Source organism: Lentibacter sp. (genome assembly GCF_965657785.1).
Classification (GTDB): domain Bacteria; phylum Pseudomonadota; class Alphaproteobacteria; order Rhodobacterales; family Rhodobacteraceae; genus Lentibacter.
The window spans coordinates 45,037-67,271 of the sequence record NZ_CBFHPP010000006.1 but is presented as its reverse complement, the minus strand read 5'-3'; the positions used below and the strand labels follow the sequence as shown (position 1 = coordinate 67,271).

Below are 22,235 nucleotides of genomic sequence, written 5' to 3'. Positions count from 1 at the left end.
TGGCGGGCGCGACGGCCTGCGGGGGAGAGATGCGGCATTTGACTTGGCATATGCGCGGGTTCTGCTTATGGTTGGGCAACTGAAATAAGCGTCAGGAGCCGTCATGAGGGCGCATCCGGAGCGTGAGGCCGAGCTGTATTTTTCACAACCCTTGAGACAGATCGTATTGATGCTGTTGGCCCTCGGGCTTGCGGGCTTTGTCACTTTGCTGGCTTTGCCGCAGGTTTTGCCTGTTTTTGAGGCCAATCCCTATCTCAACGGGTTTATCGTTTTTGTCTTTGCGGTCGGCGTTTTGGCGACGTTTTGGCAGATCTATCAGATGATGCGCTCGGTGCGCTGGATCGAGGCCTTTGCGGCCGATGTGGCGGAGCGTGAGGGGGTCAGGCCGCCGTCTTTGCTTACGCCTTTGGCGAATTTGCTCTCCTCGCGCGGGCGGGGGCGCCAGATCAGCTCTGGCTCGGCGCGCTCTATTCTGGACTCGGTGGCGCAGCGGATTGACGAAGAGCGCGAGATCACGCGCTATATTGTCAGCCTTTTGATTTTTCTTGGCCTTTTGGGCACGTTTTACGGGCTGGCGACGACTGTGCCGGCACTTGTCGACACGATCCGAGGGCTGGCGCCTGCGGAGGGAGAAAGCGGCGTTGAGGTTTTTGGCCGGTTGATGAGCGGGCTGGACCAGCAGCTTTCGGGGATGGGTGTGGCCTTTGCATCGTCGCTGCTCGGGCTTGCTGGCTCGCTTGTTGTGGGGTTGCTGGAGCTGTTTGCAGGCCATGCGCAGAACCGCTTTTATCGTGAGCTGGAGGAATGGCTCAGCTCGATCACCCAGCTGGGCTTTGCCTCTGGCGAGGGGGAGAGCGAAGGCGAGGGCGAGGTGAGCGGTCAGGCGGGGGCTGTCTATGGCGGGCTTCTGGAGCATATGGCGGGACAGATGGAGGCGTTGCAGGATCTGGTGCGCGAGGGCGAGATGCGTCAGGCTGGCAGCGACGCGCGCTTGACGCGGCTGGCGGGAGCGCTGGAGCGGTTGACCGATGAATTGGGCGATGCGAACCCGACTTTGGCTGCGCTGGGCCGTGTGGCCGAGGGGCAGGAGGCGCTGATCCATGAGCTGCGTGCGCGCGGGGGCAGCAGCACGGAAGCGGGGATTGATGCGGAGAGCCGGATGCGCCTGCGCTCGATTGATGTGCAGATGCTGCGGGTCTTGGAAGAGATCAGTGCGGGGCGGCAGGAAATGATGGCCGAGCTGCGCGTTGATATTGCCGATCTCGGCAGGGTGCTGGGCGGGCAGCCGGCGGGCCGCGTGCGCAAGCTGCACGTGACAGACGGCAGGCCCGACAGCGCGGAAAACGAGGGCTAGCACATGGCCCTTTCCCGCCGCACAGGGCAGCGCTTTCAGGCCAATATCTGGCCCGGATTTGTCGATGCGATGACGGGGCTTCTGCTTGTTTTGATGTTTGTCTTAACGATCTTCATGGTCGTGCAATTCGTATTGCGCGAGACGATCACGGGGCAGGAAAGCGAGATGAACCAGCTCAATGCCGAGATTGCCAAGCTGGCGCAGGCGCTTGGGCTGGAGCAGCGCCGCGCCACGGGGCTTGAGGCGCGGGTTGGTGAACTTGGGGTTACGCTTGAGGCGGCGCGCACGCGGGCGGGCGAGCAGGCGGCCTTGATCGCCACGCTGCGGGCCGAAACGCAAGCGCAAGACGCGGCCTTGAGTGCGGCGGAAACGCAGATCACAGAGTTTGAAGCGCAGGTGGTGCGCCTTTTGGCGGAGCGCGATCTGGCCCAAAACGAGGCAGAGGCTTTGCGCGCGGAACGTGCCGACCTCACAACCCAGAAGGCCGCTTTGGATGCGGTGATTGCAGCCGCCGAGGCCGAGGCGGCGGCGCAAGATGAAGCGCTCGCAAGCCTTCAGACGGCTTTGAGCGAGGAAGAGGCCGCCCGCGCCATCGAGCTGGCGGCGGCGGAGGCTTTGCGGGCGCGGCTTGCTGAGGCGGACACCGAACTTACCGCAATGACGCTGGCGCTGGAGGCGGCGCGTAAGGATGCGGAAGAGACGCTGACCTTATTGGCGGCGGCCCAAGCGGCCGAAGAAAATCTTGAGGTGCGGGTGGCCGCGCTTCTGCTTGAGGCCGAGACGCAAGCCAGCGAACAGGCGGTGATGAGTGCCGACTATAAAGCGCAGCTGACGCAGGCCTTGGCCGAGAAAATTGCGCTAGAAGAAGAGCTTGGCGAAACGATCAGCGATGCGGCGGTGCGGGCAGCGCTTTTGGCCGAGGCCAAAGCCAAGCTTGCAGACGAAGAGGCGCTGTCGCTGGAGGCGCAGCGGGCGCAGGCCTTGCTCAACCAGCAGGTTGCGGCTTTGCGCTCACAGCTGGGCAGCCTTCAGGCGATCATTGATGATTATAGAGAGCGTGACGCGGCAAGCGACATTCAGCTGAGCAATCTGGGGCAGGATTTGAACGCTGCCCTCGCGCGTGCGGCGGCCGAAGAGCGCAGGCGGCGCGCGCTGGAAGAGGCCGAGCGGATCAGGCTGGAAGCTGAAAAGCAGAACCTTGAGCGCTATCGCAGCGAATTTTTCGGGCGGCTGCGCGATGTGATCGGGGCGCAGGACGGGGTGCGGATTGTCGGCGACAGGTTTGTCTTTTCGTCCGAGGTGCTGTTTGCGCAGGGGCAGGCCGATCTGAGCCGCGCGGGGCAGGGCGAGCTTGCCAAGATTGCCGATATTCTGCGCAATGTTGTGGGCGATATTCCGCAAGAGATTGATTGGGTGATCCGTGTGGATGGCCACACCGACGATGTGCCGCTCTCGGGCGCGGGCGCGTTTGCGGACAATTGGGAGCTGTCGCAGGCGCGGGCGCTGTCTGTTGTGAGATATATGGTGAATTTCCTTGGCATTCCGCCCGAGCGGCTGAGCGCCAACGGCTTTGGGCAATATCAACCGATTGCCATTGGCGACACGGAGGCGGCGCGGGCGCAGAACCGCAGGATTGAGCTTAAGTTTACTGAAAAGTGATCTAACAGGGCGCTGACAGGGCGCTGACAGGGCGCTGACGGGGCGCTGCGCCAAACGCGCCCTTCATTGGGGGCAGCCCCCAAGCCCATAACTAATTGGGGGCCAGCCCCCAACCCCACCATTAATTGGGGGCCAGCCCCCAACCCCACCATTAATTGGGGGCCAGCCCCCAAGCTCACCACTAATTGGGGGCCAGCCCCCAAGCCCCCGGGATATTTTCAGCAAAAAGAAAGGGTGGCTTGCCTTCGCTGATGGCTTGGGCCAGCTTGGCGGAAATATCTGGGAGAATGCTATGCCTGCTTTGAAGCCGAGTGAGTTTAAGGCGACCATCAAATGGATTGGACGGGTGGAGGACCGCGCGGCGGGCTTGCGCTCGGTGCCGCTTGAGCGGGCGATGCTTGGCTTTGCGGGGCTTGAGGGCGAGGCGCATGGCGGGGTGACGCGGGCGTCGTGTTCGCGCGTGACAAGCCAGCATCCAAAGGGCACCGAGATCGCCAATGTGCGGCAGATCTCTGTTTTGTCGGCTGAGGAAATGGCGCTGATTGCGGCGGATCTGGGGCTTGAGGCGCTGGCGCCCGAGTATCTCGGAGCCTCGCTGATTATTGAGGGCATTCCTGATTTGACGCTGGTGCCGCCCTCCTCGCGGCTTCAGGCGCCCTCGGGGGCGACGCTTGTGATTGATATGGAAAACCGCCCCTGTGTATGGCCCGCCAAAGAAGTGGAGGCCGAGCACGCGGGGCACGGCAAGGCGTTTGTGGGCGCGGCCAAGAACCGCCGCGGTGTGACCGCATGGGTTGAGCGGGGCGGGGAGATTGCGCTTGGCGACGAGTTGGTTTTGCATATCCCTGATCAGCCTGTCTGGCCGCATCTGGCGCAGGCGCGGGGGGAATGAGTTTCCGATAGGCGACAGGCGCGGTTTGGTGCTGCGACACTCCGCCGCTCTGGGCTTCGGAAATGTCGGATTCTGCGCGCCGCTGACGGATTTGGAGCGCTAGAAGGGCAGCAAGAGAAGCCGGATGGGAAAAAGGAATCCGCTATGAGCTATAAGTCCGACATTGAAATCGCCCGCGAAGCCAAGAAGCGCCCGATCCAGGAGATTGGCGACAAGATCGGGATCGCGAGCGAGCATCTGCTGCCCTATGGCCACGACAAGGCCAAGGTGAGCCAGAGCTTTATCAACTCTGTGCAAGGCAACAAAAACGGCAAGCTTATTCTTGTGACCGCGATCAACCCGACGCCTGCGGGCGAGGGCAAGACCACGACGACTGTGGGCCTTGGCGACGGCTTGAATGCGATTGGCAAGAAGGCGATGGTTTGTATCCGTGAGGCCTCGCTTGGCCCGAACTTTGGCATGAAGGGCGGCGCCGCGGGCGGCGGCTATGCGCAAGTTGTGCCGATGGAAGACATGAACCTGCATTTTACAGGCGATTTCCATGCCATTACGAGCGCGCATTCGCTTTTGAGCGCGATGTTGGACAACCATATTTATTGGGGCAATGCTGCTGATATTGACACCCGCCGTGTGACGTGGCGCCGTGTTGTGGACATGAACGACCGCTCTTTGCGCCAGATTACGTCGTCGCTTGGCGGCGTTTCAAACGGCTTTGCGCGCGAAGACGGGTTTGACATCACTGTGGCCTCGGAAGTTATGGCTATTTTGTGCCTGTCCAAAGACCTGAAAGACCTTGAAGAGCGTTTGGGCAGCATGATTGTGGCCTATCGCCGCGACCGCTCGCCTGTTTATGCGCGCGATATCAAGGCGGAAGGTGCGATGACTGTTTTGCTGAAGGACGCGATGCAGCCGAACCTTGTGCAGACGCTTGAGAACAACCCTGCCTTTGTGCACGGTGGCCCGTTTGCCAACATCGCGCATGGTTGTAACTCGGTGATTGCGACGCAGACCGCGCTCAAGCTGGCGGATTATGTTGTGACCGAGGCGGGCTTTGGGGCGGACCTTGGCGCTGAAAAGTTCATGAACATCAAATGCCGCAAAGCCGGCCTTGCGCCTGACTGTGTGGTGCTTGTGGCGACGGTGCGCGCGATGAAGATGAACGGCGGGGTCGCGAAGGCGGACCTTGGCGGGGAGAATGTAGCGGCTGTTGAAAAAGGCTGTGCCAACCTTGGCCGTCATATCGGCAACCTGAAGTCATTTGGCGTGCCTGTTGTGGTTGCGATCAACCATTTTGTGACCGACACCGAGGCCGAAGTGCAGGCTGTGAAAGACTATGTGAAGAGCCAGGGCTCGGAAGCGATTGTCAGCCAGCACTGGGAGTTTGGCTCCAAAGGCAGTGCGGAGCTTTCAAAGCGCGTGGCCGAGATTGCGGACAGTGGCGTGAGCCAGTTTGCACCGCTCTATCCTGATGATATGCCGTTGTTTGAAAAGATTGAGCGGATTGCCAAGGGGATTTACCGTGCCGATGAGGTGATTGCGGATAAGAAAATCCGCGACCAGCTCAAGCTTTGGGAAGAGCAGGGCTATGGCAAGCTGCCTGTCTGTATGGCGAAGACGCAGTATAGCTTCTCGACCGATCCGAACCTGCGCGGCGCGCCAACGGGGCATTCTGTGCCTGTGCGCGAAGTGCGCCTGAGCGCGGGGGCGGGCTTTATTGTTGTGGTCTGTGGTGAGATTATGACCATGCCGGGCTTGCCACGGGTGCCTGCGGCGGAGAGCATCCGCCTCAATGAGGCGGGCGAGATCGAAGGGCTGTTTTAAGCGAAAAAGGCCGGATCGGGCGGGGCATCGAGCCCCGTCCGATCCGGTCGCCGCGTTGCGGCTCCTGCCTGCCCTATCGTCGGCGAAAGCCGACTGTCGGCAATGGGCGGGGATATTTTTAGAAAGAAAAAGAGGGTAGCATGAGCGCGACGATTATTGACGGGAAGGCCTTTGCGGGCACAGTGCGCGAGAAAGTCGCGGGCCATGTGAGCCGCCTCAAGGCAGAGCACGGGATTACGCCGGGGCTGGCTGTTGTGCTTGTGGGGGAAGACCCTGCGAGCCAGGTTTATGTGCGCTCCAAGGGCAAGATGACCGTCGAGGTCGGGATGAAATCTGTTGAGCACAAGCTGGATGTGGAGACGCCCGAGGCGGAGCTTCTGGCGCTGATTGACCAGCTCAACAACGACCCTGAAATCCATGGTATTCTGGTGCAGCTGCCACTGCCTAAGCATTTGAACGAAGACCTTGTGATCAATTCGATTGACCCTGCTAAGGATGTGGACGGGTTTCACATTTCGAACGTTGGCCTGCTGGGCACGGGGCAGAAAAGCATGGTGCCTTGCACGCCGCTTGGCTGCCTTATGATGCTGCGCGACCACCACGGCTCTTTGAGCGGGATGGATGCTGTTGTGATCGGGCGTTCAAATATTGTGGGCAAGCCTATGGCGCAGCTCTTGCTGGGCGACAGCTGCACTGTGACGATTGCGCATTCGCGCACGAAGGATCTGGCCGATGTGGTGCGCCGTGCGGATATCGTTGTGGCGGCTGTCGGGCGGCCTGAGATGGTTCCGGGGGAGTGGATCAAAGAGGGTGCCACTGTGATTGATGTGGGCATCAACCGGATTGAGCGGGACGGCAAAAACAAGCTTGTCGGCGATGTGGATTTTGACAGCTGTGCGGCGCGGGCGGGGGCGATTACGCCTGTGCCGGGCGGGGTTGGGCCGATGACGATTGCCTGCTTGCTGGCCAATACTGTGACAGCCTGTTGCCGCGCCAACGGGCTTGCAGAGCCTGAGGGGCTGACGGCTTAAGGCCCTGACATTTCAAGGCTTTAGGGCGCGCTGGCGAAGGCTGGCGCGCCTTTTTTATGGCTGTTAACCCCTAACTGACGATGTCTTCGTCTTTGACGAACATATTGGCCCATGCCCGATCAATCAGGCTCGGCGACATTTTGTAGGGGATGCCCTCAAAGTCGCAGATGGCGCGCATCTGGTCGATCAGGAAGCCGGGCTGGTAATTGGCATAGATGTTGTCGATCGTGGGGTATTTGACCTTGAGCAGATGCACCAAGGCGGCCTCGTCGAGTTCCATCTTCTTGGCGCGGGCGACCATGGCGAAAATCTTGAGGAAGTTCTCCTGATCGGGGCCGTCGATCTTGATTTTGAAGAAGATGCGGCGCAGGGCGGCTTGGTCAAAAATCTTGTTGGGGTGAAAGTTGGTTGAGAAGATCACAAGGGTATCGAAAGGCACCTCGAATTTCTCGCCCGATTGCAGCGCGAGGATGTCTTTGCTCTCTTCGAGCGGCACGATCCAGCGGTTGATCAGGGATTGGGGCGGCTCTTTCTGGCGGCCCAAGTCGTCGACAATAAAGATCCCGCCTGTGGATTTGAGCTGAAGCGGCGCTTGATATGTGCGCGCGGTCGGGTTGTAGACGAGATCAAGCATATCAAGGGAGAGCTCGCCGCCTGTGATCACTGTGGGGCGGTCGCATTTGACATAGCGGGTGTCAAAGGTCACGCGGCGGCGCAGGGATGTGGGATCATCGACTTCTTCGTCGACGGCGGCGTGCACGATCGGGTCATAGACTGTGATGACCTGACCTGCGTATTCGATGGCGCGGGGGACATAGACCTTGTCGCCCATGGCGTCGCGGATGCCGTTTGAAATCGAGGATTTACCGTTGCCGGGGGGGCCATACATCAGGATCGAGCGGCCTGCGGAAACGGCGGGGCCGAGATGGTCGAGAAGTGTGTTTGGCAAGATCAGGTGGCCCATGGCGCTGGTCAGCTGTTCGCGGGTGACTTGAATGTTGCGGATGGACTGGCGCTTGATCTGTTCGCGATAAACGGCGAGGGGAACGGGCATGGCGCCGAAGTATTCGGACTGCGACAGCGCATCAAGGGTGCGCGATTTGCCAGCCTCGGTGAGCTGGTAGCCCATTTCGCCGCCTGCGCTGGCGTTGAGCGTGCCTGTGGCCTCGACGAGCTTTTGCTCGCGGGCCATGTCGATCAGCTCTTGGGTGACTTGGCGGGGCAGGCAGATGGCGCGGGCCAGCTCGCTCACCTCGTTGATGTTTTTGCGAAACATTGTCTTGAGAGCAATGTCGCGCATCATCACGCGGGGGAGCTGCATATCCTCCAGCGTTTTGGGGGGCGGGGGAGCCATGACGGCTGTAGCTTGCAAATTCATATGACGCCTCAGTCTACTCGTTAACACGGGCCAGTCTGCGCCAGCCTCTTGAGCCAGAGTTTAGCGGCCCTTGGCCCAAGCCCCAAACGAAAACCGCGCAAAGGCCATTATGGCCTCATAATGTGCATAAAAAATGAAGAGGTTGTGATGCAGAACGCACAGGCGGGCGGTGTTTGGGGCTGATTGTCGGGGGCTGGGTTCAGCTTCCGAAGTATGTGCCCATGGCGATATAGAGCGCGAGCGTGCCGCCGAGGCTGAGGCCCATGGGGAAGTCGGAGCCGACGCTCCAGCTTTTCCAGTCGGGGGCAAGGCTGCGCAGCCTGCTGTGTTTGGCGAGGCGGTGGGTGACAAAGGCGGCGAGGAGATTGGCGGCATAGAGCGCCATGAGCACGCGCAGATCACCCAGTGCAATGAAGGGCGCGGCGGCGGCGGCGAACTTGGCATCGCCCGCGCCCATAGCGCCTGTGGCGTTGAGCACGACCCCGACGAGCAGCACAACAAGAAGCTGCGCCAGACGCCAGAGGTAGTCAGGCCATGGCATCACAAAGAGGCCGAGCAGAACAAAGACCAGCGTGAGGGCGATCACGGCTTTGTTGGGGATTTTCATGGCGCGCAGATCGCTCCATGCGACCCAGATACATATGGGCAGAACGAAGGGCAGAAACAGCCATGCGGCGAAGGATGTTTGCTCCATCATCCGCGTCAGTTGCTGACGGTGCTGTCCAGCGCCCGCAGGGAGCGCACGGCGGCTTCAAAATGCTGCGGGTGGGTGTTGATGGCTTCTTGGAGGAGGCCTTTGCCTGTCTGGACATCGCCTTGTTTGATGGCCGAGAGGCCAAGCGTGTGCAAGAGCTGGGCGCGTTCGACCTGAGACATGGGGATGACCGGTAGGTTGTAATCGCGCTGCGCGCCTCGGGCCAGAACCATGTTGTTTTTGGCTGTAAACAAGGTGTTGTCCTGACGGATCGCATCGGCAAAGAGGCGCTCGGCGTCTTTGAAGTCACCACGGGTGAGCTTGGAGTAGCCCCAGTTGTTCAGGACGCCCGCGGGGCGGGTTGTGAGGCCAACGGCTGTTTCATAGAAGCTGTCGGCTTTGCTCCACTCTTTGTTGCTGTCCGCGATCATGGCTTCAAGGCGGTAGCGCTTGAAGGTTTCATAGGTCGGGGGGACGTCATTGAGCGTGGCTTCGGCTTTGGGCCAGTCGCCTGCGCGCAGGAGCGCGTCGGCGTAATCCACGCGGTCTTCATCTGTCGCGCCGTCAAGCTTGAGCAGGCGTTGATAGACGGGAACGGCCTCTGTCGGGCGTTTGGCGCGGATCAGGGACTGACCTAGGCCACGGTGAAGGTCGGCGCGGTCGGGGTTTTCGGCGGCGGTGCGCTTGAAATAATTGACCGCTTCATTGGGGTCTGCGACCGTGAGCATGATGTCACTCAGGTTGCTTTCATCCACGACATTCACATCCTGAAATGCGCGGTTCACCTCTTGTTCGCCTGTCTTTTGACAGCCAGAAAGAGCGGCTATGCCCAGAAAAAACAGGGGAATAAACTTGTAATGGCGCATCTGTCTGCGTCCTTTTACTGCCTTGGCCTCGTTATGGTATCGATCTGATCAGGAAGTCGCTGCTTCCGCGCCGCACCAATTTATATTTTTGCTCTTCGTCAGCGCCAGCATAGTCGGAAATTTGCGTTTTTGCGAGCGCTAAGCGTAGATTATCGCGAATTGAGTCACTTTTGCCATCATCGAGTGCATAGGCGCGCTGAAATATTTGCGCAGCTTCGGCAAATTGGTCACGCTCCATCAGGACAACGCCAAGATTGTTCCAAGCTTCGGGGACGGCGTCATCTTGTTCAATGGCGCGGCGCAAGAGCTTTTCGGCCTGTCCGAGCCGCCCGAGGCCTATATTGGCAGAGCCAAGCGCGCTCAGCACATCAACGGTCAGGCCTTCGGCGGCTGCGGCGCGGGTAAATGCGCGCAGGGCCAGTTCGTGTTCGCCGGCTTCCATCAGGCGGTGACCGACGAGCAGCCCGTCTACGGCCTCAGCGCCGGCCTTGCGACCGGGGGCATAGGGGCTGTCTTTGGACGGGCCAAGGCCGCCCGAAGAACAGGCGGCCAGCGCCAAGAAAAGGGGGGGAGCCAGTAAGCGTGCGAACCCGCGGTATGTCATTGATGCCCTACATATTGCCAAGCTGTGTGATGCCGTGAACTGATGGTCCGACCAGAATGATCAGGAGCGGCGGCACTGTCAGCATCATTGTGGCAAGTGTCATCTTGGTTGGCAACTTGTTCGCGGCTTCTTCGGCGCGCATGACGCGTTTATCGCGCATTTCGGCGGAATAGACGCGCAAAGCATCTGACATGGGCGTGCCGAAAGCTTGGGACTGGTTCATCACGGTGACAAAGCTTGAAATATCCTGAGAGCCGCAGCGCTCGGACATATCATTGAGCACTGTGGATTTGTCTTTACCAGCTTTCATCTCGTTGGCGACGATATCAAATTCGTCGGCCAACTCGGCGCAAGAGGGGCGCACTTCCTTGCCGACACGAATGATCGATTGTTCTATGGATTGGCCCGCCTCGACACAGACAAGCATCATGTCGAGCGCATCGGGGAAGCCGTTTGTGATGGCTTCCTGACGGGTTTGCATCCGCTTTGTCACCCAGTATTTGGGAAACATATAGCCAAGTGCACCCGGCCCGAGGATATACATGATCGTTTGTTGCATGGTGGTCTGGTCGTTTTGCACGAAGCTCACAAAATAGGCCACGCCAAGCACCAAGAGGCCGATCCCGCCTGCAAACTGCGCGAAGTGGAAGTAGCGCACCGAGTCTTTGCCGCGATAGCCCGCTTGCATGAGTTTGAGCTTCATGCCGGCCAGCTCGGTTTCGTCTTGTGGCTCAAGGAAGGTGGCGTAGCGATCTAGCTTTTCGTTGTGCTGTGCGGTGCGCAGCTTTTCTTTCACTTCGCGGGCGTTTGAGGGCAGGCGCGTGTCGCGCTTGAGGCGCTCGAGCGGGTCCATCTTCTCGGCCATAATCATCGAAATGGCGACCAGAACGAGGATAACCCCCAGTAGCCCGACGGCTATGAGGGGGCCAAACGGGCCAAGAGCGCCTGTGAGCGTCGCGGTGAGTTGCTCCATGATCTGGCTCCTAAACCTTGATGTTTGTCAGCACGCGCATGACAATGAGATTGATCGTGAGGAAGGCGGCCACGAAAATACAGGCCGGAATGAAGTAGGGATGATCCATGACCTCGTCGTAATAGTCAGGCTTTGAGACGTTGATCACGATCAGCGCGACAATCGGGAAGGACGAGAGGAACTTGCCCGACCATTGGGCCTCGGCGGTGATCGCTTTGACGCGGCGAAAGAGACGGAAGCGGGCGCGGATCACCTGCGCAAGGCCTGCGAGAATTTCGGCCAGATTGCCGCCTGATTGCTGCTGGATCGTGACTGCGACCGCGAGGAAGCGCAAATCCTGAAGGCCGATCCGCTCGGCCATATCCTTGAGGGCGTCGCCGACATCGCGGCCATAGGCGCTTTCATCGGCAATGATGCCGAATTCGGAGGCGAGGGGGTCTTTGATCTCTTTGGAGACGATTTGCACCGCCGAGGAAAACGGATGGCCGACCCGCAGGCTGCGCACCATCAGCTCGACCGCATCGGGGAGCTGCTCCTCGATCATTGCGATACGTTTGTTGGCTTTGGAATTGACCCAGAAATATATCCCGCCGATCCCCATCAGGGGCGCGACAACGGCGCGGATGGCGACCGAAGTTTCGGTTGCCAGAGTGAGGCCGAAGAAGGCGACAAGCGAGACGAGGCCTATCAGCATGATCAGCTGGATCGGGGTAAAGGCGAGCGCGGCCTTTTGCGCTTTGACGGCGAGAAGGGAATAGAGCGGAATGCCCATTGAGGCTTTGTGCTGGTTCATCTCCTTGCGGAGCTTGTCCATCACATCGGCGCGTTTGTTGCCTTTCTGGATCATCTCGAGGCGGCGGTTGACGCGGCTGTTGAGCGAAATCGAGTGGCCAAAGAGCGTCAGGTAGATGCCTTCGACGAGCACGAGCACGCCGATAAAGATCAGACCGTAAATCAGGGGTTCTGCGCTGATGGCCATGGGGCTTACTCCGCTGCGACAGGTTCAAAGAGGGTGGCGGGCAGATCATAGCCCCAGAGGCGGAAGCGCTCGGAGAAGTGGCTGCGCACGCCTGTGGCGGTGAAGTGACCGATGATTTTGTTGTCGGGTGTGAGGCCGACACGCTGGAAGCGGAAGATTTCCTGCATCGAAATTACATCGCCTTCCATGCCTGTGATCTCGGTGATCGAGGTCATGCGGCGGGAGCCGTCTTGCAGGCGGGAGGCCTGCACGATCAGGTTGACCGCCGAGGAAATCTGGCTGCGCACGGCCTTGAGCGGCATTTCTATGCCGGCCATGGCGACCATATTTTCCAGACGCGAAATCCCGTCACGCGGGTTGTTGGCGTGGATCGTTGTCATGGAGCCATCGTGGCCTGTATTCATGGCTTGGAGCATATCGATCACTTCTTCACCACGCGTTTCGCCCACAATGATGCGGTCAGGGCGCATCCGAAGGGCGTTTTTGAGGCAGTCGCGCGGGGAAACCTCGCCTTTGCCTTCGACGTTGGGGGGGCGGCTTTCCATGCGGCGGACATGGGTCTGTTGCAGCTGAAGTTCGGCGGTGTCTTCGATTGTCAGGATGCGTTCGTCATCGGCGATAAAACTCGACAGGGCATTGAGCGTGGTTGTCTTGCCCGAGCCTGTCCCGCCCGAGACGATCACGTTGAGGCGGGTGGAGACGGCGGCCTGGAGATAGGCGGCCATCTCCTCGGAGAAGGCCCCGAAGTTGACCAGCTCGTCGATCCCGAGTTTGTCTTTTTTGAACTTACGAATGGAGACGAGCGAGCCATCTACCGCAATGGGGGGCACCATTGCGTTAAAACGCGAGCCGTCTTGCAGGCGCGCATCGACATAGGGGTTGCTTTCATCAACGCGGCGGCCCACGGCGGACACGATCTTGTCGATAATCCGCATCAGGTGTTTTTCGTCTTTGAAGGTCACATCCGTGAGCATGAGTTTGCCCGAACGCTCGACAAAAATCTGTTTTGGGCCGTTGACCAGAATATCGTTGACGGTTTCGTCTTGAAGAAGGGTTTCGAGCGGGCCGAGGCCACGGACCTCGTCAAACAGCTCTTTGTTGAGCGTGGCGCGGTCATCGCGGTTGAGCACAACGTTTTTGCCAGAGAGAACTTCATCGGTGATCGCGTTGATCTCGGCCCGCAGGTCTCCCTCGGAGGCTGTGTCAAGCGCGGCGAGATTGAGGCTGTCGAGCAACTCGCGGTGTAGTTCGAGCTTTAGCTCGCCAATCCGCTCGCGGCGTTTGGCTTCTTTGTCAGCGGGGCCAGCCTGTGCGGGTGTGCCCGAAGTGGGACGGCGCAGGCTTGGCTTGGCTTGGGGCGCGAGCGCGTCTGTGGCAACCGCCTTTGGCGGCAGCGGCGTTACGCTTGCGCTCTTGGCGGGCTTGGCTGCGGGGCCGTCTTTTTTATAGCGTGAAAACATCTGTGCGCCCCTTTATGCAGCTTTGACTTCGGACTGGCCGAGCGCATGAAGATCGCTCGCCAGTTTGGCGATTTCTTTGCGCAGCGGGTTTTTTGCCGCCGTGCTGGCAAGGGGTTGGCCGTGATCGGCGCCTTGGGTGACGGGCTTGCCGCCGTCAGAGAGCACCAGCTCGATCTTGATACCGAGGCTTTCAGCCATGCGTTTGATGCGGGATTTACCATTGAGATCGGTAAATTTTGGCCCGCGATTGAGCACATAGCGCAGCTTGTCGGCGGGCAGGTCTTCGGCCTGAAGGGCGCGCACAAGGCGCAGGGTATTTTGGGCCGAGCGCATATCAAGCTCGAGCGTTGCGAAATAGACTGCTGCCTTGCGCAGAACCGCCTCGGACCATTGCACGAGGGTTTTGGGCATATCGACAACAACATAATCAAAATGTGTCGCTGCCATATCGAGCACACGGGTCACATCTTCGGAAGTGATGAGATCAAGCGGGATCATGTCGGCGGGGGCTGTAAAGACGCTGAGGCGCTCTTCAAAAATCACGAGCGCATCCTTGAGCATCCCGTCATCCATGCTTTCTGTATCGGTCCAAAGCTCAAACACTGGCTCAAGGCGGGGCAAGTCAAGATAGGTTGCGACCGATCCGAACTGGAGGTCCAGATCAATCAGGCAGACTTTGGGCGGCTTTTTCTTATCGACCGTGGCCAATTCGAAGGCGAGGTTGACCGCAAGAGTTGTGGCGCCTGTGCCGCCTGCGAGGCCGTGGGTTGCTATGATAACGCCCTCTTTTTTGCCGGGCGCCGTGCCCACAGGCGCGGCGGCGGCCACGGCTTCGGGCGCGGGCGCGTTGAGGCGTTCGATGGCGGCGTGAAGCTCGCCTTCGGGCAGAGGGTAGGGCACAAATTCGTCGGCTCCGTCGCGCAGAAGCTGGTGAAGCGCGGCTGGCGTGACGTCTTCGGCGATTACGATCACCTTGAAGCCTTTGGATTTGGCTGATTTGATGATTTCACTGAGGAAGATGGTTTTGTCTTCATCCTCAGCATCCAGCGCGAGCGCCACAAAGTTGAGGGCTTCGGCTTCTGGCTGCTCAAAGAAATGTCGCGCTTCTTTAAAGCCGATGTCGCCCCAAGCCTCTCCCAATGCGCTTTCCATATCTTCGATCAGGAGATCAAAATTCTGCACATCACGGCTGACTGTAACGGCCTTGAGCGGGGGAAGCTCTTGCGATTGTGCGTCTGAATGCGTCATTTGCTCATTCCTCGTATTGAGTGCACAGGCGGGCTTTTTGCGCCGATACCCTGCGACTCGGTGGCTTGCTTTGGACAAGACACACCACTGCTTTTGAGAAAATATCGCTTTAGACTGGGGCAGAAATGGGGCTAAATCCCTGCATTTCTGCGATTATTGGGGCTTTTATTTGGGAAATCTGACGCTTGCGCCTCAAGGGGCAGAGCGTGGAAAGGGCGGAGCAGGGGTGCTCCGCCAATCTGTTATTGGGAGGTCGAGAGATCGCCACCTGTGATGCCTGAGAGGACTGTTTCGGCCCCCGCACCTGCCACATAGTCACGATAGATGATCTGGGCGTATTTCCCGTCAAGGACCGATTGGTGGCCGCGCACAAAGCCTGAGACTTCTGTGACGGCGCGGCGGTTGCGGCGTTCGCGGCCTTCTGTGGCCACAAGGGGTTGTGTCTCGCCCAATGAGGAGACTGCTTCAAGACGGTCGCTGCTGATGCCTTGGGTGGCAAGGAAGCCGACCACAGCCTTGGCACGGCGCAAGCCGAGAGCTTTGTTATAGCCGTTTGAGCCTGGGGCGTCAGCGTGACCAAAGACACGGAAGGTGATTTCGGGGAACTGACGGATCCAATTGGCCTGCTCGCGCAGGGCGTCTTGGGCGCCCGCATCAAGCTGTGACGAATTGAAGGCAAAATGCACAGTCGTAATGACTTCGGCGGCAAATCTGTTTGCCAGATCAATGGCATAAGACTTTTCGCCAGACATGAGCTGGGTGTTGTTCATGGTGGCATTGCCAAAGTCTTGGCCGCCCAGAAGAACGCCTGCTTCGCTTTCAAAGCGCATCATGGTCGGGTCGTTTGACGCGCAGGCCATGAGCGCTGTGCAGGCCGCAAGGGCGGCAAGTGCGTTTCGCGTCATTGGGGTTTTCATAAGCGCCACCATGTCCCTTACTCCATCACATAACCATAAGAGCCGTTGAAGTCTTGCTTTGCAACCTCTCCGACAACCCCGCCTTGCGCGCCCGTATTGGCGATGCGGCCATGCAGGAACAGGTCTTTTTCAGAGGGCGGGCGAACACGATCGGTGGGAAGGGAGAGGGCTTCGCCGCGTGTCGGTGTGACGAGGTGGGCTGTGATAATGATTACAAGCTCGGATTGCTGGCGGTTGTAATCGGCGCTGCGAAAGAGCGCGCCGAGGACGGGCAAATCGCCGAGCCAAGGCACTTGGCCTGCGCTGTCGCGGAAATCATCTTGCAGAAGGCCCGCGATTGCAAAGCTTTCGCCGTCGCGCAGCTCGACTGTTGTTTTGGTTTCGCGGCGCTTGAAGGCATCAACCGTGAAGTTGTTGAAGGTTGCGCCGTTGTTCGGGTCAATCGAGGAGACCGCGGCCTCCAGCTCGAGGTTGATCAGATCGCCATCCACCACGCGGGGGATGAAGTTGAGCTCGACACCGAAGGGCTTGTATTCGACCGACACCGAGCCACCGTCTTGGGCGACAGGGATCGGATATTCGCCGCCCGCAAGGAACTTGGCCTCCTGACCTGAAAGCGCCGTCAGGTTTGGCTCGGCCAAGGTGCGCACGACGCCTTTTGTTTCGAGGGCTTCGAGCAGGACGCCGACCTGCACAGAGCCGGCATTGAAGCCAAACAGCATCGCGCCGTTGTTTTCATTGAGGCTGGGCACAGCGCCGCCAAGAGCCGTGGCAATGGCGCCAGAGTTGTTTGTGGTGTTGGTGCCGCCGTTGATGCCAAGGTTGCCTCCGGCTGCGTTGCCGTTCAGCGAGAGCGACGAGCTGAGGGACTTGGACACAGTGCGCTGCATTTCGGCAAAGCGCACTTTGAGCATCACTTGCTGAATGCCTCCCACAACCATCAGGTTTGAGACCCGCTCGGGGGCGTAGCGCTCGGCCAGATCAAGCGCGCGCTGGAGGCGGGCTGCTGAGGAGACTGTGCCGGAAAGCACAATGCCGTCATTGGCGGTGCGCACTTCGATTTTCTCGCCCGGCAGAATTTGGCGCAGGCGCTCTTTGAATTCGGAGATGTCGGAGGCAACGCGCACATCAACATTTGTGATGAGCCGGCCATTGGCATCGAGGATGGTCAGGGTTGTCAGGCCGGGGGCCTTGCCCAACACATAGATTGTGCGGTCTGACAGCGACGAAATATCTGCAATGGCGGGGTTTGCGATACTCAGCTCTGCGAAAGGCTGGTCGCTCTCGACCACCACGGCACGGTTCATCGGCACTTCAAGGGTGCTTGATGTGCCACGTTTCACAACACGCAGGGACTCGGCCATGCTGATGCTGGGAGCGGTTGCCAGTGGCAAGGCCAGCGGCGCTGCCAGTGCGAGTGCAATGCTTGCAATCGTCGGTTTGAAAAATCTGCTCAATATCATTGTGACCTGCCTCTCTGATCACATTACCTTATGGGCTTTTTGCCCTTTATTGGCGCGACCATGCGTCAGTTTGGTTTTTTTTGCAAGAATCAATGCGTTTAACGGGTTTGTTTATGTTGATCTGCTGCAACAGCCCCGCAGTTTGGCTTGGCAACAAAGCTGAGGCCCCGCAGGAGCGGAGCCTCAGGCTGGAGTGGTGTTTGGGCCGCTTCAATTGGTGCAGGGGATCTCGATTTCGACCACTTCTGCGCCACGTCGTGTCCGGATGGTGCAGACTTTTTCTTCCTCCACAGCGAGGGGGGCTTCGACTTCGGTGAGGCCCAGAAGGGCATTTTGGTCGACTTCGATCACCTCATCTGTCCGTGCATCTCCCGACCCGACGAGAGACAGCGACAGGCGTCCTGTGGACTGGGCCTGCGCCAGCGAGGCGACCTGCTGGGCGGAGACGGCGACTGTCACGGTGCGGGCGATGCCTGAGCTTTCGACCTCTTCGTTGGCGGATTGGTCAATCGCGATCAGCGGCAGGCTCGACTGGATCAGTTTGGTGACTTCGGCGCTGCGCTGGCTGTTTTGGACCCGACCTGTCCAGTAGACATCGACCGAATGACCCGGGCGCAAGAAGCCAGAGACACCAGAGGACACATCAACCTCGATGGTAAAGGCGCGCTGGCCCGGTTTGAGCAAGGAGGTGAGGCCGGCTTGCTCGCCAGCTTCTGTGAGTTTGACTTTCAGAATGGCTTCGCCAGGCTCGATCGAGCGCAGGACGGCCCGCGGCTTGTCAAACCCTTGGGGGAAGAGATCTGTCGGGACAGTATAGGCCCCGTCAGGGACCGAACTGCGCGGCCAGTGCACCAAGCGCACATCTTCTGCTGTGAGGTTATCGCCATATTTGACGGACGTCTTGGACACAAAAATCTCGACACTATCGATCATACCGCTGTTGGCTTCTGCAGCGGCCAGAGCGTTGCGTGTGCTGTCTATGTAACCTTTCGCCATATACACAGCAAAGCCCGCGAGGGCGATGCCTGCAATGAGTACCAATCCGAAAACGGCTCGCATAATCTATTCCTCAAGTTTTGGTGCGGTGCGGCTTCGAAACGCCCCGCCTTGGCACATGACTAGCCTGTGAATGTGGCGGGAAGATGTTTGATGCGGGGTGATATCGTGAAATTTAAGGGCCGCTTTTGAAACGACAAAACCGCCGGAGGGTCCAGCGGGCGGTATGTTGGTTTGGGGGAAGCAAACGCTAAAACTCGCCGACATCCTGACTGCTCATATAATCGGATGTGCCAGTTGCCAGATCTTCTGTGCCTTGGCGCATCATACCGTATCCTGCCGCAAGAAGCCCGACAACGGCCGCCGTCAGAACCACCCAGTCGACCGTCACAGCGCCATCCTGGCGTTTGAAAAACTGTTTGATTTTTGACAGCAAGGGATATGCCTCCGGAGCAGAAAAACGGGGGTTTACAATAAGCGGGGGCCGCCCCTCCCCACCGAAGGGCGGCGCAACACTTTATGTAAACTTAGCGGAAGCGACCTGGGTTTTGGCTGTCCATGTATGTGTTTGTGCGCGATGTCAGGTCTGATGCGCCCGTCTGGATCGACGAGTAAGCGGCAACTGCGAGGCCAACGACAGCGGCTGTGAGAACAACCCAGTCAACCGTTACGGCGCCGTCTTCGTCTTTGTGGAAGTTTTTGAAAAATTTCATCATCGTATGTCCCTCCAAAGGATCATTTAGGTTTGCGTTACCTTGCGGTCATTTGATGGTCGATCTCTCTTCGGCGCACCACCGTCTCGGTATGGGCAGATATAGCCAGTGGAAAACGGCAGGAATTGGGCACGATTTAAGCAATTTCAGCGCATTTGGATGAAATACGCTGGTATCGACCTAAGCCTATGATAAAAAACAATAAAAAATGTTAATTTTTGCGAATAAAGATGGGTTTCTTTGGCCGACTGGGCAATTTTAGCGCAAATTTGATGTGAAAATACCTCTGTGTCTGGCCCAAATTGAAAGAGTCTGCGATAGTTTGAGGGAGTAACAGGCAGAGCAGAACGCAAAAATGCGGGCCCTATATGTAATGAGTCTTCTGGCGCTTGTGAGTGCGCCTCCTGTGCTGGCAGATGCGCCAGCGCAATTTCGGGAGTTTACCTTCAAAAAGGTAAAGCCGCCGAAGGCTGGCGCGAAGAACAAGATTAATATTCAGATCGAAGCCGCCGATCTTGAGCGTCAGCGTGGTAAGAGTAGCAGCCTTGTGACGACGCCTGAGGCCAAGCCAGCGGAGCCAATAGCGGCGCGTGCTGCACCCCCGACGCAAACATCAGGCACTTATGCTTGGTTTTGGGACAAGATTTCGCCCAGCATGGAGACCAGCGGGCCTGGGCGGCTCGCGCCTGCGCTTGTGAGTGTCAGCCATGGGCCTAGTGGCAAAACAGTTGCGACACCGAGGCTTGAAACGCTGCGCGCGATTGTTGAGGCGCGGGGCGTGGATATTTTGAAAGCAACAATCGGCACCGAAGTGTCGCCCGCCCTTGTGCTTGCGGTGATTGCGATTGAGAGCGGCGGACGGGTGGATGCTGTGAGCGGTGCGGGCGCACAGGGCTTGATGCAGCTGATGCCTGTTACGGCAGAGCGCTTTGGTGTGGTAGATGCGCTTCAACCGGCGGAGAATATCAGGGGCGGTGTGGCGTATCTCGACATCTTGATGAAGCAGTTTGACCGCGACCCTATTCTTGTCTTGGCGAGTTATAACGCGGGCGAAAACGCCGTGAAGCGCGCGGGTGGCGTGCCTGATTATGCTGAGACGCGGGATTATGTGCCTAAGGTTCTGGCCGCCTTCAAGACAGCGATGGGGCTGTGCCTGACGCCGCCAGAGCTGGCGAGTGACGGGTGCGTGTTTAACTTCACGATGGCGCAGGCGGATTGATGCGTTTGAAGGTTTTTGCCCTTGAGGGTGGGCTTTTGCGCACGAGCCTGCGGCTGGAATATTTCTGGGGCGCGCTGAGGCGCAACCCATGGGCGGCTTTTGCGGGCCTTGGGAGCGGGCAAAGCCCCGAGGGCGTGGGCCTGCGCGCGGATTTGTTGCCGCTGAATGAAGATGTGATGGCCGAGATTGTCGCTTTGAAGGCTTCTGGGGGGCGCGTGGCGCTCTCGACGGCGGGGCACCCCGAGGTTGCGCAGGCTTTGGCCGAAGCGCACGGGCTGGAGCTGAGCGGGGCCAAGGGCGAGACGCGTGCGCAGATCTGGCACGCGCGTGCGCTGCTCAAGGCGATCAGGCCGCATCAATGGGTAAAGAATATTCTGTTGCTTGTGCCGCTTCTGGCGGCGCACCGCTTTGACAGCGCCTCGTTGATGCTCGCGTTGCTCGGTATGGTCGCGTTTTCGACCGCCGCCTCTTCTATTTATGTGGTCAATGATCTTGTCGATCTTGAGGCGGATCGCCTGCACCCCGAGAAATGCAAGCGCCCCTTTGCCAGCGGGGCTGTGCCCTTGGGCGTGGGAATGTTGGCGGCGCTCGTTCTTTTGAGCGTGGCACTTGGCGTTGGGGCTTACCTCGGGCTGAGCTTTCTGGCGATAACGCTTTTATATGTCTTTGTGTCGACTGCCTATTCGTTACGCCTGAAGCGGATGCGTTGGGTGGATATTTTCCTTTTGGCGTCGCTTTATTCGCTGCGCGTTGTGGCGGGGGCGGCGGCGGCGGGTGTGGCTGTTTCGGCGGCGCTGCTGTTTTTCATCTTCCCTGTTTTTCTGACGCTCGGCGCGGTCAAGCGGCTCACGGAGCTGACGCTTGCCAAAGCGGATGAGCGACTGCCCGGGCGTGGCTATGGGCGGGCTGATCGGGGCAAGCTTCTCAACTTTGCGGTGGTGAGTATGATTGCTGCGTTGGTGATTTTCTTTGTGTATTCCCAAAGCGCGCAGGCGATGGCGCTTTACCCTGACCGCTGGTTTCTGTGGCTGGCCATTCTGCCGTTGGCGGCTTGGCTCTTCCGGATGGTGCGGCTTGGGTATTATGGCAAGCAGGATTATGACCCGATTGTCTTTGCGCTGAGTGACAAGCGCGGGATCGGGTTGATCCTGATCACGCTGTCGCTGATGTTTTATGCGGCGGGGCTGTGGGCCGAGTGGTTCGGCTTCTGAGCCGCGATCAGATCGACATTTTCTTGAAGATCGGTTCGGGGATTGCGCGGATCGCGAACATGACGAACCGCCAGATGCCTGCGGTGTAGAGCACATTGCGCTTTTTCGCGAGGCCTTTGAGAATATCGTCTGCCACGGCCTCGGGCGTTGTCATGAAGGGCTGTTTGCCAAGGCCCCATGTCATGGCGGTGTCCACAGGGCCGGGCTTCACTGTCATCACATGAACGCCTGAGCGGCCCAAGCGGTTGCGCAGGCCAGACAGATAGGTGGCAAAGCCCGCCTTGGCCGCGCCGTAGACATAGTTTCCAAGGCGGCCACGGTCGCCTGCGACAGAGCCAACACCGACGATTGTTCCGCCGCCGCGCGCCTCCATGAGGGGGGCGAGGCCTTGTAAAAACGTGGCCGCACCTGTGAAACTGTCGGCAATGACGCCTTCAATCAGGGAGGGGTCGGCGTCAATCTCGCTTTGGTCGGGCATGGAGCCGAGAAAGACCGCGCAAGAGAGCTGACCTTCCTGAGCGCTGGCGTGATTGAGGACGGGTGCGAATGTCGCCGCGTTGCGCGCATCAATCGGGACGCGCGTCACCGAGCGTGCGCCGCGCGCGGAACAATCGGCGGCAAGGCGCGCCAGATCGTCTGTGTCGCGGCCCGTCAGGATCAGGGCGTGGCCCTGCGCGGCGAGGCGGCGGATGAAGGCGCGCGCTATGGAGGAGCTTGCGCCAAGGATGATCCATGTGTCTTTGCGTGGCTCGGTCAT

Annotated in this window: 22 protein-coding genes; 8 read left to right on the top strand and 14 right to left on the bottom strand. The window is 59.1% G+C overall.

Features of this window, described 5'->3' with window-relative positions; genetic code table 11:
- Positions 1-103 precede the first annotated feature (103 nt).
- From ACTF58_RS05565 to folD, 5 genes are all read left to right on the top strand, one after another.
- Positions 104-1,354: a biopolymer transporter ExbB gene (locus ACTF58_RS05565; RefSeq protein ID WP_438990982.1), complete on the top strand. Its 1,251-nt coding sequence runs from the start codon at positions 104-106 to the stop codon at positions 1,352-1,354.
- A 3-nt stretch (positions 1,355-1,357) separates the two neighbouring features.
- Positions 1,358-3,013: a peptidoglycan -binding protein gene (locus tag ACTF58_RS05560; protein ID WP_438990981.1), complete on the top strand. Its 1,656-nt coding sequence runs from the start codon at positions 1,358-1,360 to the stop codon at positions 3,011-3,013.
- Positions 3,014-3,305: 292 nt separating this feature from the next.
- Positions 3,306-3,905 carry an MOSC domain-containing protein gene (locus tag ACTF58_RS05555; protein ID WP_438990980.1) on the top strand — a complete coding sequence of 200 codons (600 nt, stop codon included), beginning with the start codon at positions 3,306-3,308 and terminating at the stop codon, positions 3,903-3,905.
- Between the two features lie 144 nt (positions 3,906-4,049).
- A complete protein-coding gene (locus ACTF58_RS05550) occupies positions 4,050-5,726 on the top strand; it encodes a formate--tetrahydrofolate ligase (RefSeq protein WP_438990979.1) in 1,677 nt (558 codons plus the stop codon).
- Positions 5,727-5,866: 140 nt separating this feature from the next.
- On the top strand, positions 5,867-6,757 hold the full coding sequence (gene folD, locus ACTF58_RS05545; protein WP_438990978.1) for a bifunctional methylenetetrahydrofolate dehydrogenase/methenyltetrahydrofolate cyclohydrolase FolD: 891 nt from the start codon (positions 5,867-5,869) through the stop codon (positions 6,755-6,757).
- 70 nt (positions 6,758-6,827) lie between these two features.
- On the opposite strand, the gene ACTF58_RS05540 is transcribed toward folD, so the two are convergent.
- The 10 genes from ACTF58_RS05540 to ACTF58_RS05495 all read right to left on the bottom strand — a co-directional run bounded on the left by ACTF58_RS05540 (position 6,828) and on the right by ACTF58_RS05495 (position 17,240).
- Positions 6,828-8,135, bottom strand: a complete 1,308-nt coding sequence (locus tag ACTF58_RS05540; RefSeq protein ID WP_438990977.1) for an ATPase — start codon at positions 8,133-8,135, stop codon at positions 6,828-6,830.
- 199 nt (positions 8,136-8,334) lie between these two features.
- Positions 8,335-8,832, bottom strand: coding sequence for a prepilin peptidase (locus ACTF58_RS05535; protein WP_438990976.1), 498 nt, complete (start codon positions 8,830-8,832; stop codon positions 8,335-8,337).
- 5 nt (positions 8,833-8,837) lie between these two features.
- Positions 8,838-9,695, bottom strand: coding sequence for a tetratricopeptide repeat protein (locus ACTF58_RS05530; RefSeq protein WP_438990975.1), 858 nt, complete (start codon positions 9,693-9,695; stop codon positions 8,838-8,840).
- Positions 9,696-9,726: 31 nt separating this feature from the next.
- Positions 9,727-10,299, bottom strand: coding sequence for a tetratricopeptide repeat protein (locus ACTF58_RS05525; RefSeq protein WP_438990974.1), 573 nt, complete (start codon positions 10,297-10,299; stop codon positions 9,727-9,729).
- 7 nt (positions 10,300-10,306) lie between these two features.
- On the bottom strand, positions 10,307-11,272 hold the full coding sequence (locus ACTF58_RS05520; protein WP_438990973.1) for a type II secretion system F family protein: 966 nt from the start codon (positions 11,270-11,272) through the stop codon (positions 10,307-10,309).
- 10 nt (positions 11,273-11,282) lie between these two features.
- Complete coding sequence (locus ACTF58_RS05515) at positions 11,283-12,251, bottom strand: type II secretion system F family protein (RefSeq protein WP_438990972.1); 969 nt, start codon at positions 12,249-12,251, stop codon at positions 11,283-11,285.
- Between the two features lie 5 nt (positions 12,252-12,256).
- On the bottom strand, positions 12,257-13,711 hold the full coding sequence (locus ACTF58_RS05510; RefSeq protein WP_438990971.1) for a CpaF family protein: 1,455 nt from the start codon (positions 13,709-13,711) through the stop codon (positions 12,257-12,259).
- 12 nt (positions 13,712-13,723) lie between these two features.
- A complete protein-coding gene (locus tag ACTF58_RS05505) occupies positions 13,724-14,959 on the bottom strand; it encodes an AAA family ATPase (protein ID WP_438990970.1) in 1,236 nt (411 codons plus the stop codon).
- A gap of 242 nt (positions 14,960-15,201) precedes the next feature.
- On the bottom strand, positions 15,202-15,864 hold the full coding sequence (locus ACTF58_RS05500) for an OmpA family protein (protein WP_438990969.1): 663 nt from the start codon (positions 15,862-15,864) through the stop codon (positions 15,202-15,204).
- 29 nt (positions 15,865-15,893) lie between these two features.
- A complete protein-coding gene (locus ACTF58_RS05495; RefSeq protein WP_438990968.1) occupies positions 15,894-17,240 on the bottom strand; it encodes a type II and III secretion system protein family protein in 1,347 nt (448 codons plus the stop codon).
- Here ACTF58_RS05495 and ACTF58_RS05490 point away from each other — a divergent pair.
- Entirely contained in the window at positions 17,239-17,502 is a 264-nt protein-coding gene (locus ACTF58_RS05490; protein WP_438990967.1) for a hypothetical protein, read from the top strand. The two genes, ACTF58_RS05495 and ACTF58_RS05490, sit on opposite strands and share 2 nt — an antisense overlap.
- A gap of 47 nt (positions 17,503-17,549) precedes the next feature.
- Here the strand turns inward: ACTF58_RS05490 and cpaB are convergent, their stop codons facing one another.
- The 3 genes from cpaB to ACTF58_RS05475 all read right to left on the bottom strand — a co-directional run bounded on the left by cpaB (position 17,550) and on the right by ACTF58_RS05475 (position 19,051).
- A complete protein-coding gene (gene cpaB, locus ACTF58_RS05485; protein ID WP_438990966.1) occupies positions 17,550-18,398 on the bottom strand; it encodes a Flp pilus assembly protein CpaB in 849 nt (282 codons plus the stop codon).
- A gap of 187 nt (positions 18,399-18,585) precedes the next feature.
- Positions 18,586-18,726 carry a hypothetical protein gene (locus ACTF58_RS05480; RefSeq protein ID WP_438990965.1) on the bottom strand — a complete coding sequence of 47 codons (141 nt, stop codon included), beginning with the start codon at positions 18,724-18,726 and terminating at the stop codon, positions 18,586-18,588.
- A 136-nt stretch (positions 18,727-18,862) separates the two neighbouring features.
- A complete protein-coding gene (locus ACTF58_RS05475) occupies positions 18,863-19,051 on the bottom strand; it encodes a Flp family type IVb pilin (RefSeq protein ID WP_438990964.1) in 189 nt (62 codons plus the stop codon).
- A 370-nt stretch (positions 19,052-19,421) separates the two neighbouring features.
- Between ACTF58_RS05475 and ACTF58_RS05470 the strand changes: the two genes are divergently transcribed.
- On the top strand, positions 19,422-20,267 hold the full coding sequence (locus tag ACTF58_RS05470) for a lytic transglycosylase domain-containing protein (protein WP_438990963.1): 846 nt from the start codon (positions 19,422-19,424) through the stop codon (positions 20,265-20,267).
- Positions 20,267-21,478, top strand: coding sequence for a UbiA family prenyltransferase (locus ACTF58_RS05465; RefSeq protein WP_438990962.1), 1,212 nt, complete (start codon positions 20,267-20,269; stop codon positions 21,476-21,478). The genes ACTF58_RS05470 and ACTF58_RS05465 overlap by 1 nt, the downstream gene beginning before the upstream one ends.
- A gap of 7 nt (positions 21,479-21,485) precedes the next feature.
- Here ACTF58_RS05465 and ACTF58_RS05460 read toward each other — a convergent pair whose 3' ends face one another.
- Positions 21,486-22,235: an SDR family NAD(P)-dependent oxidoreductase gene (locus ACTF58_RS05460; protein WP_438990961.1), complete on the bottom strand. Its 750-nt coding sequence runs from the start codon at positions 22,233-22,235 to the stop codon at positions 21,486-21,488.

What these genes read in the sequence shown, in the direction of transcription:
- ACTF58_RS05565 (WP_438990982.1), top strand. Translation starts at nt 104, where the DNA reads ATGAGGGCGCATCCGGAGCGTGAGGCCGAGCTGTATTTTTCACAACCC.
- ACTF58_RS05560 (WP_438990981.1), top strand. Translation starts at nt 1,358, where the DNA reads ATGGCCCTTTCCCGCCGCACAGGGCAGCGCTTTCAGGCCAATATCTGG.
- ACTF58_RS05555 (WP_438990980.1), top strand. Translation starts at nt 3,306, where the DNA reads ATGCCTGCTTTGAAGCCGAGTGAGTTTAAGGCGACCATCAAATGGATT.
- ACTF58_RS05550 (WP_438990979.1), top strand. Translation starts at nt 4,050, where the DNA reads ATGAGCTATAAGTCCGACATTGAAATCGCCCGCGAAGCCAAGAAGCGC.
- folD (WP_438990978.1), top strand. Translation starts at nt 5,867, where the DNA reads ATGAGCGCGACGATTATTGACGGGAAGGCCTTTGCGGGCACAGTGCGC.
- ACTF58_RS05540 (WP_438990977.1), bottom strand. Translation starts at nt 8,135, where the DNA reads ATGAATTTGCAAGCTACAGCCGTCATGGCTCCCCCGCCCCCCAAAACG.
- ACTF58_RS05535 (WP_438990976.1), bottom strand. Translation starts at nt 8,832, where the DNA reads ATGATGGAGCAAACATCCTTCGCCGCATGGCTGTTTCTGCCCTTCGTT.
- ACTF58_RS05530 (WP_438990975.1), bottom strand. Translation starts at nt 9,695, where the DNA reads ATGCGCCATTACAAGTTTATTCCCCTGTTTTTTCTGGGCATAGCCGCT.
- ACTF58_RS05525 (WP_438990974.1), bottom strand. Translation starts at nt 10,299, where the DNA reads ATGACATACCGCGGGTTCGCACGCTTACTGGCTCCCCCCCTTTTCTTG.
- ACTF58_RS05520 (WP_438990973.1), bottom strand. Translation starts at nt 11,272, where the DNA reads ATGGAGCAACTCACCGCGACGCTCACAGGCGCTCTTGGCCCGTTTGGC.
- ACTF58_RS05515 (WP_438990972.1), bottom strand. Translation starts at nt 12,251, where the DNA reads ATGGCCATCAGCGCAGAACCCCTGATTTACGGTCTGATCTTTATCGGC.
- ACTF58_RS05510 (WP_438990971.1), bottom strand. Translation starts at nt 13,711, where the DNA reads ATGTTTTCACGCTATAAAAAAGACGGCCCCGCAGCCAAGCCCGCCAAG.
- ACTF58_RS05505 (WP_438990970.1), bottom strand. Translation starts at nt 14,959, where the DNA reads ATGACGCATTCAGACGCACAATCGCAAGAGCTTCCCCCGCTCAAGGCC.
- ACTF58_RS05500 (WP_438990969.1), bottom strand. Translation starts at nt 15,864, where the DNA reads ATGACGCGAAACGCACTTGCCGCCCTTGCGGCCTGCACAGCGCTCATG.
- ACTF58_RS05490 (WP_438990967.1), top strand. Translation starts at nt 17,239, where the DNA reads ATGCTGATGCTGGGAGCGGTTGCCAGTGGCAAGGCCAGCGGCGCTGCC.
- ACTF58_RS05495 (WP_438990968.1), bottom strand. Translation starts at nt 17,240, where the DNA reads ATGGCCGAGTCCCTGCGTGTTGTGAAACGTGGCACATCAAGCACCCTT.
- cpaB (WP_438990966.1), bottom strand. Translation starts at nt 18,398, where the DNA reads ATGCGAGCCGTTTTCGGATTGGTACTCATTGCAGGCATCGCCCTCGCG.
- ACTF58_RS05475 (WP_438990964.1), bottom strand. Translation starts at nt 19,051, where the DNA reads ATGATGAAATTTTTCAAAAACTTCCACAAAGACGAAGACGGCGCCGTA.
- ACTF58_RS05470 (WP_438990963.1), top strand. Translation starts at nt 19,422, where the DNA reads ATGAGTCTTCTGGCGCTTGTGAGTGCGCCTCCTGTGCTGGCAGATGCG.
- ACTF58_RS05465 (WP_438990962.1), top strand. Translation starts at nt 20,267, where the DNA reads ATGCGTTTGAAGGTTTTTGCCCTTGAGGGTGGGCTTTTGCGCACGAGC.
- ACTF58_RS05460 (WP_438990961.1), bottom strand. Translation starts at nt 22,235, where the DNA reads ATGACCGAGCCACGCAAAGACACATGGATCATCCTTGGCGCAAGCTCC.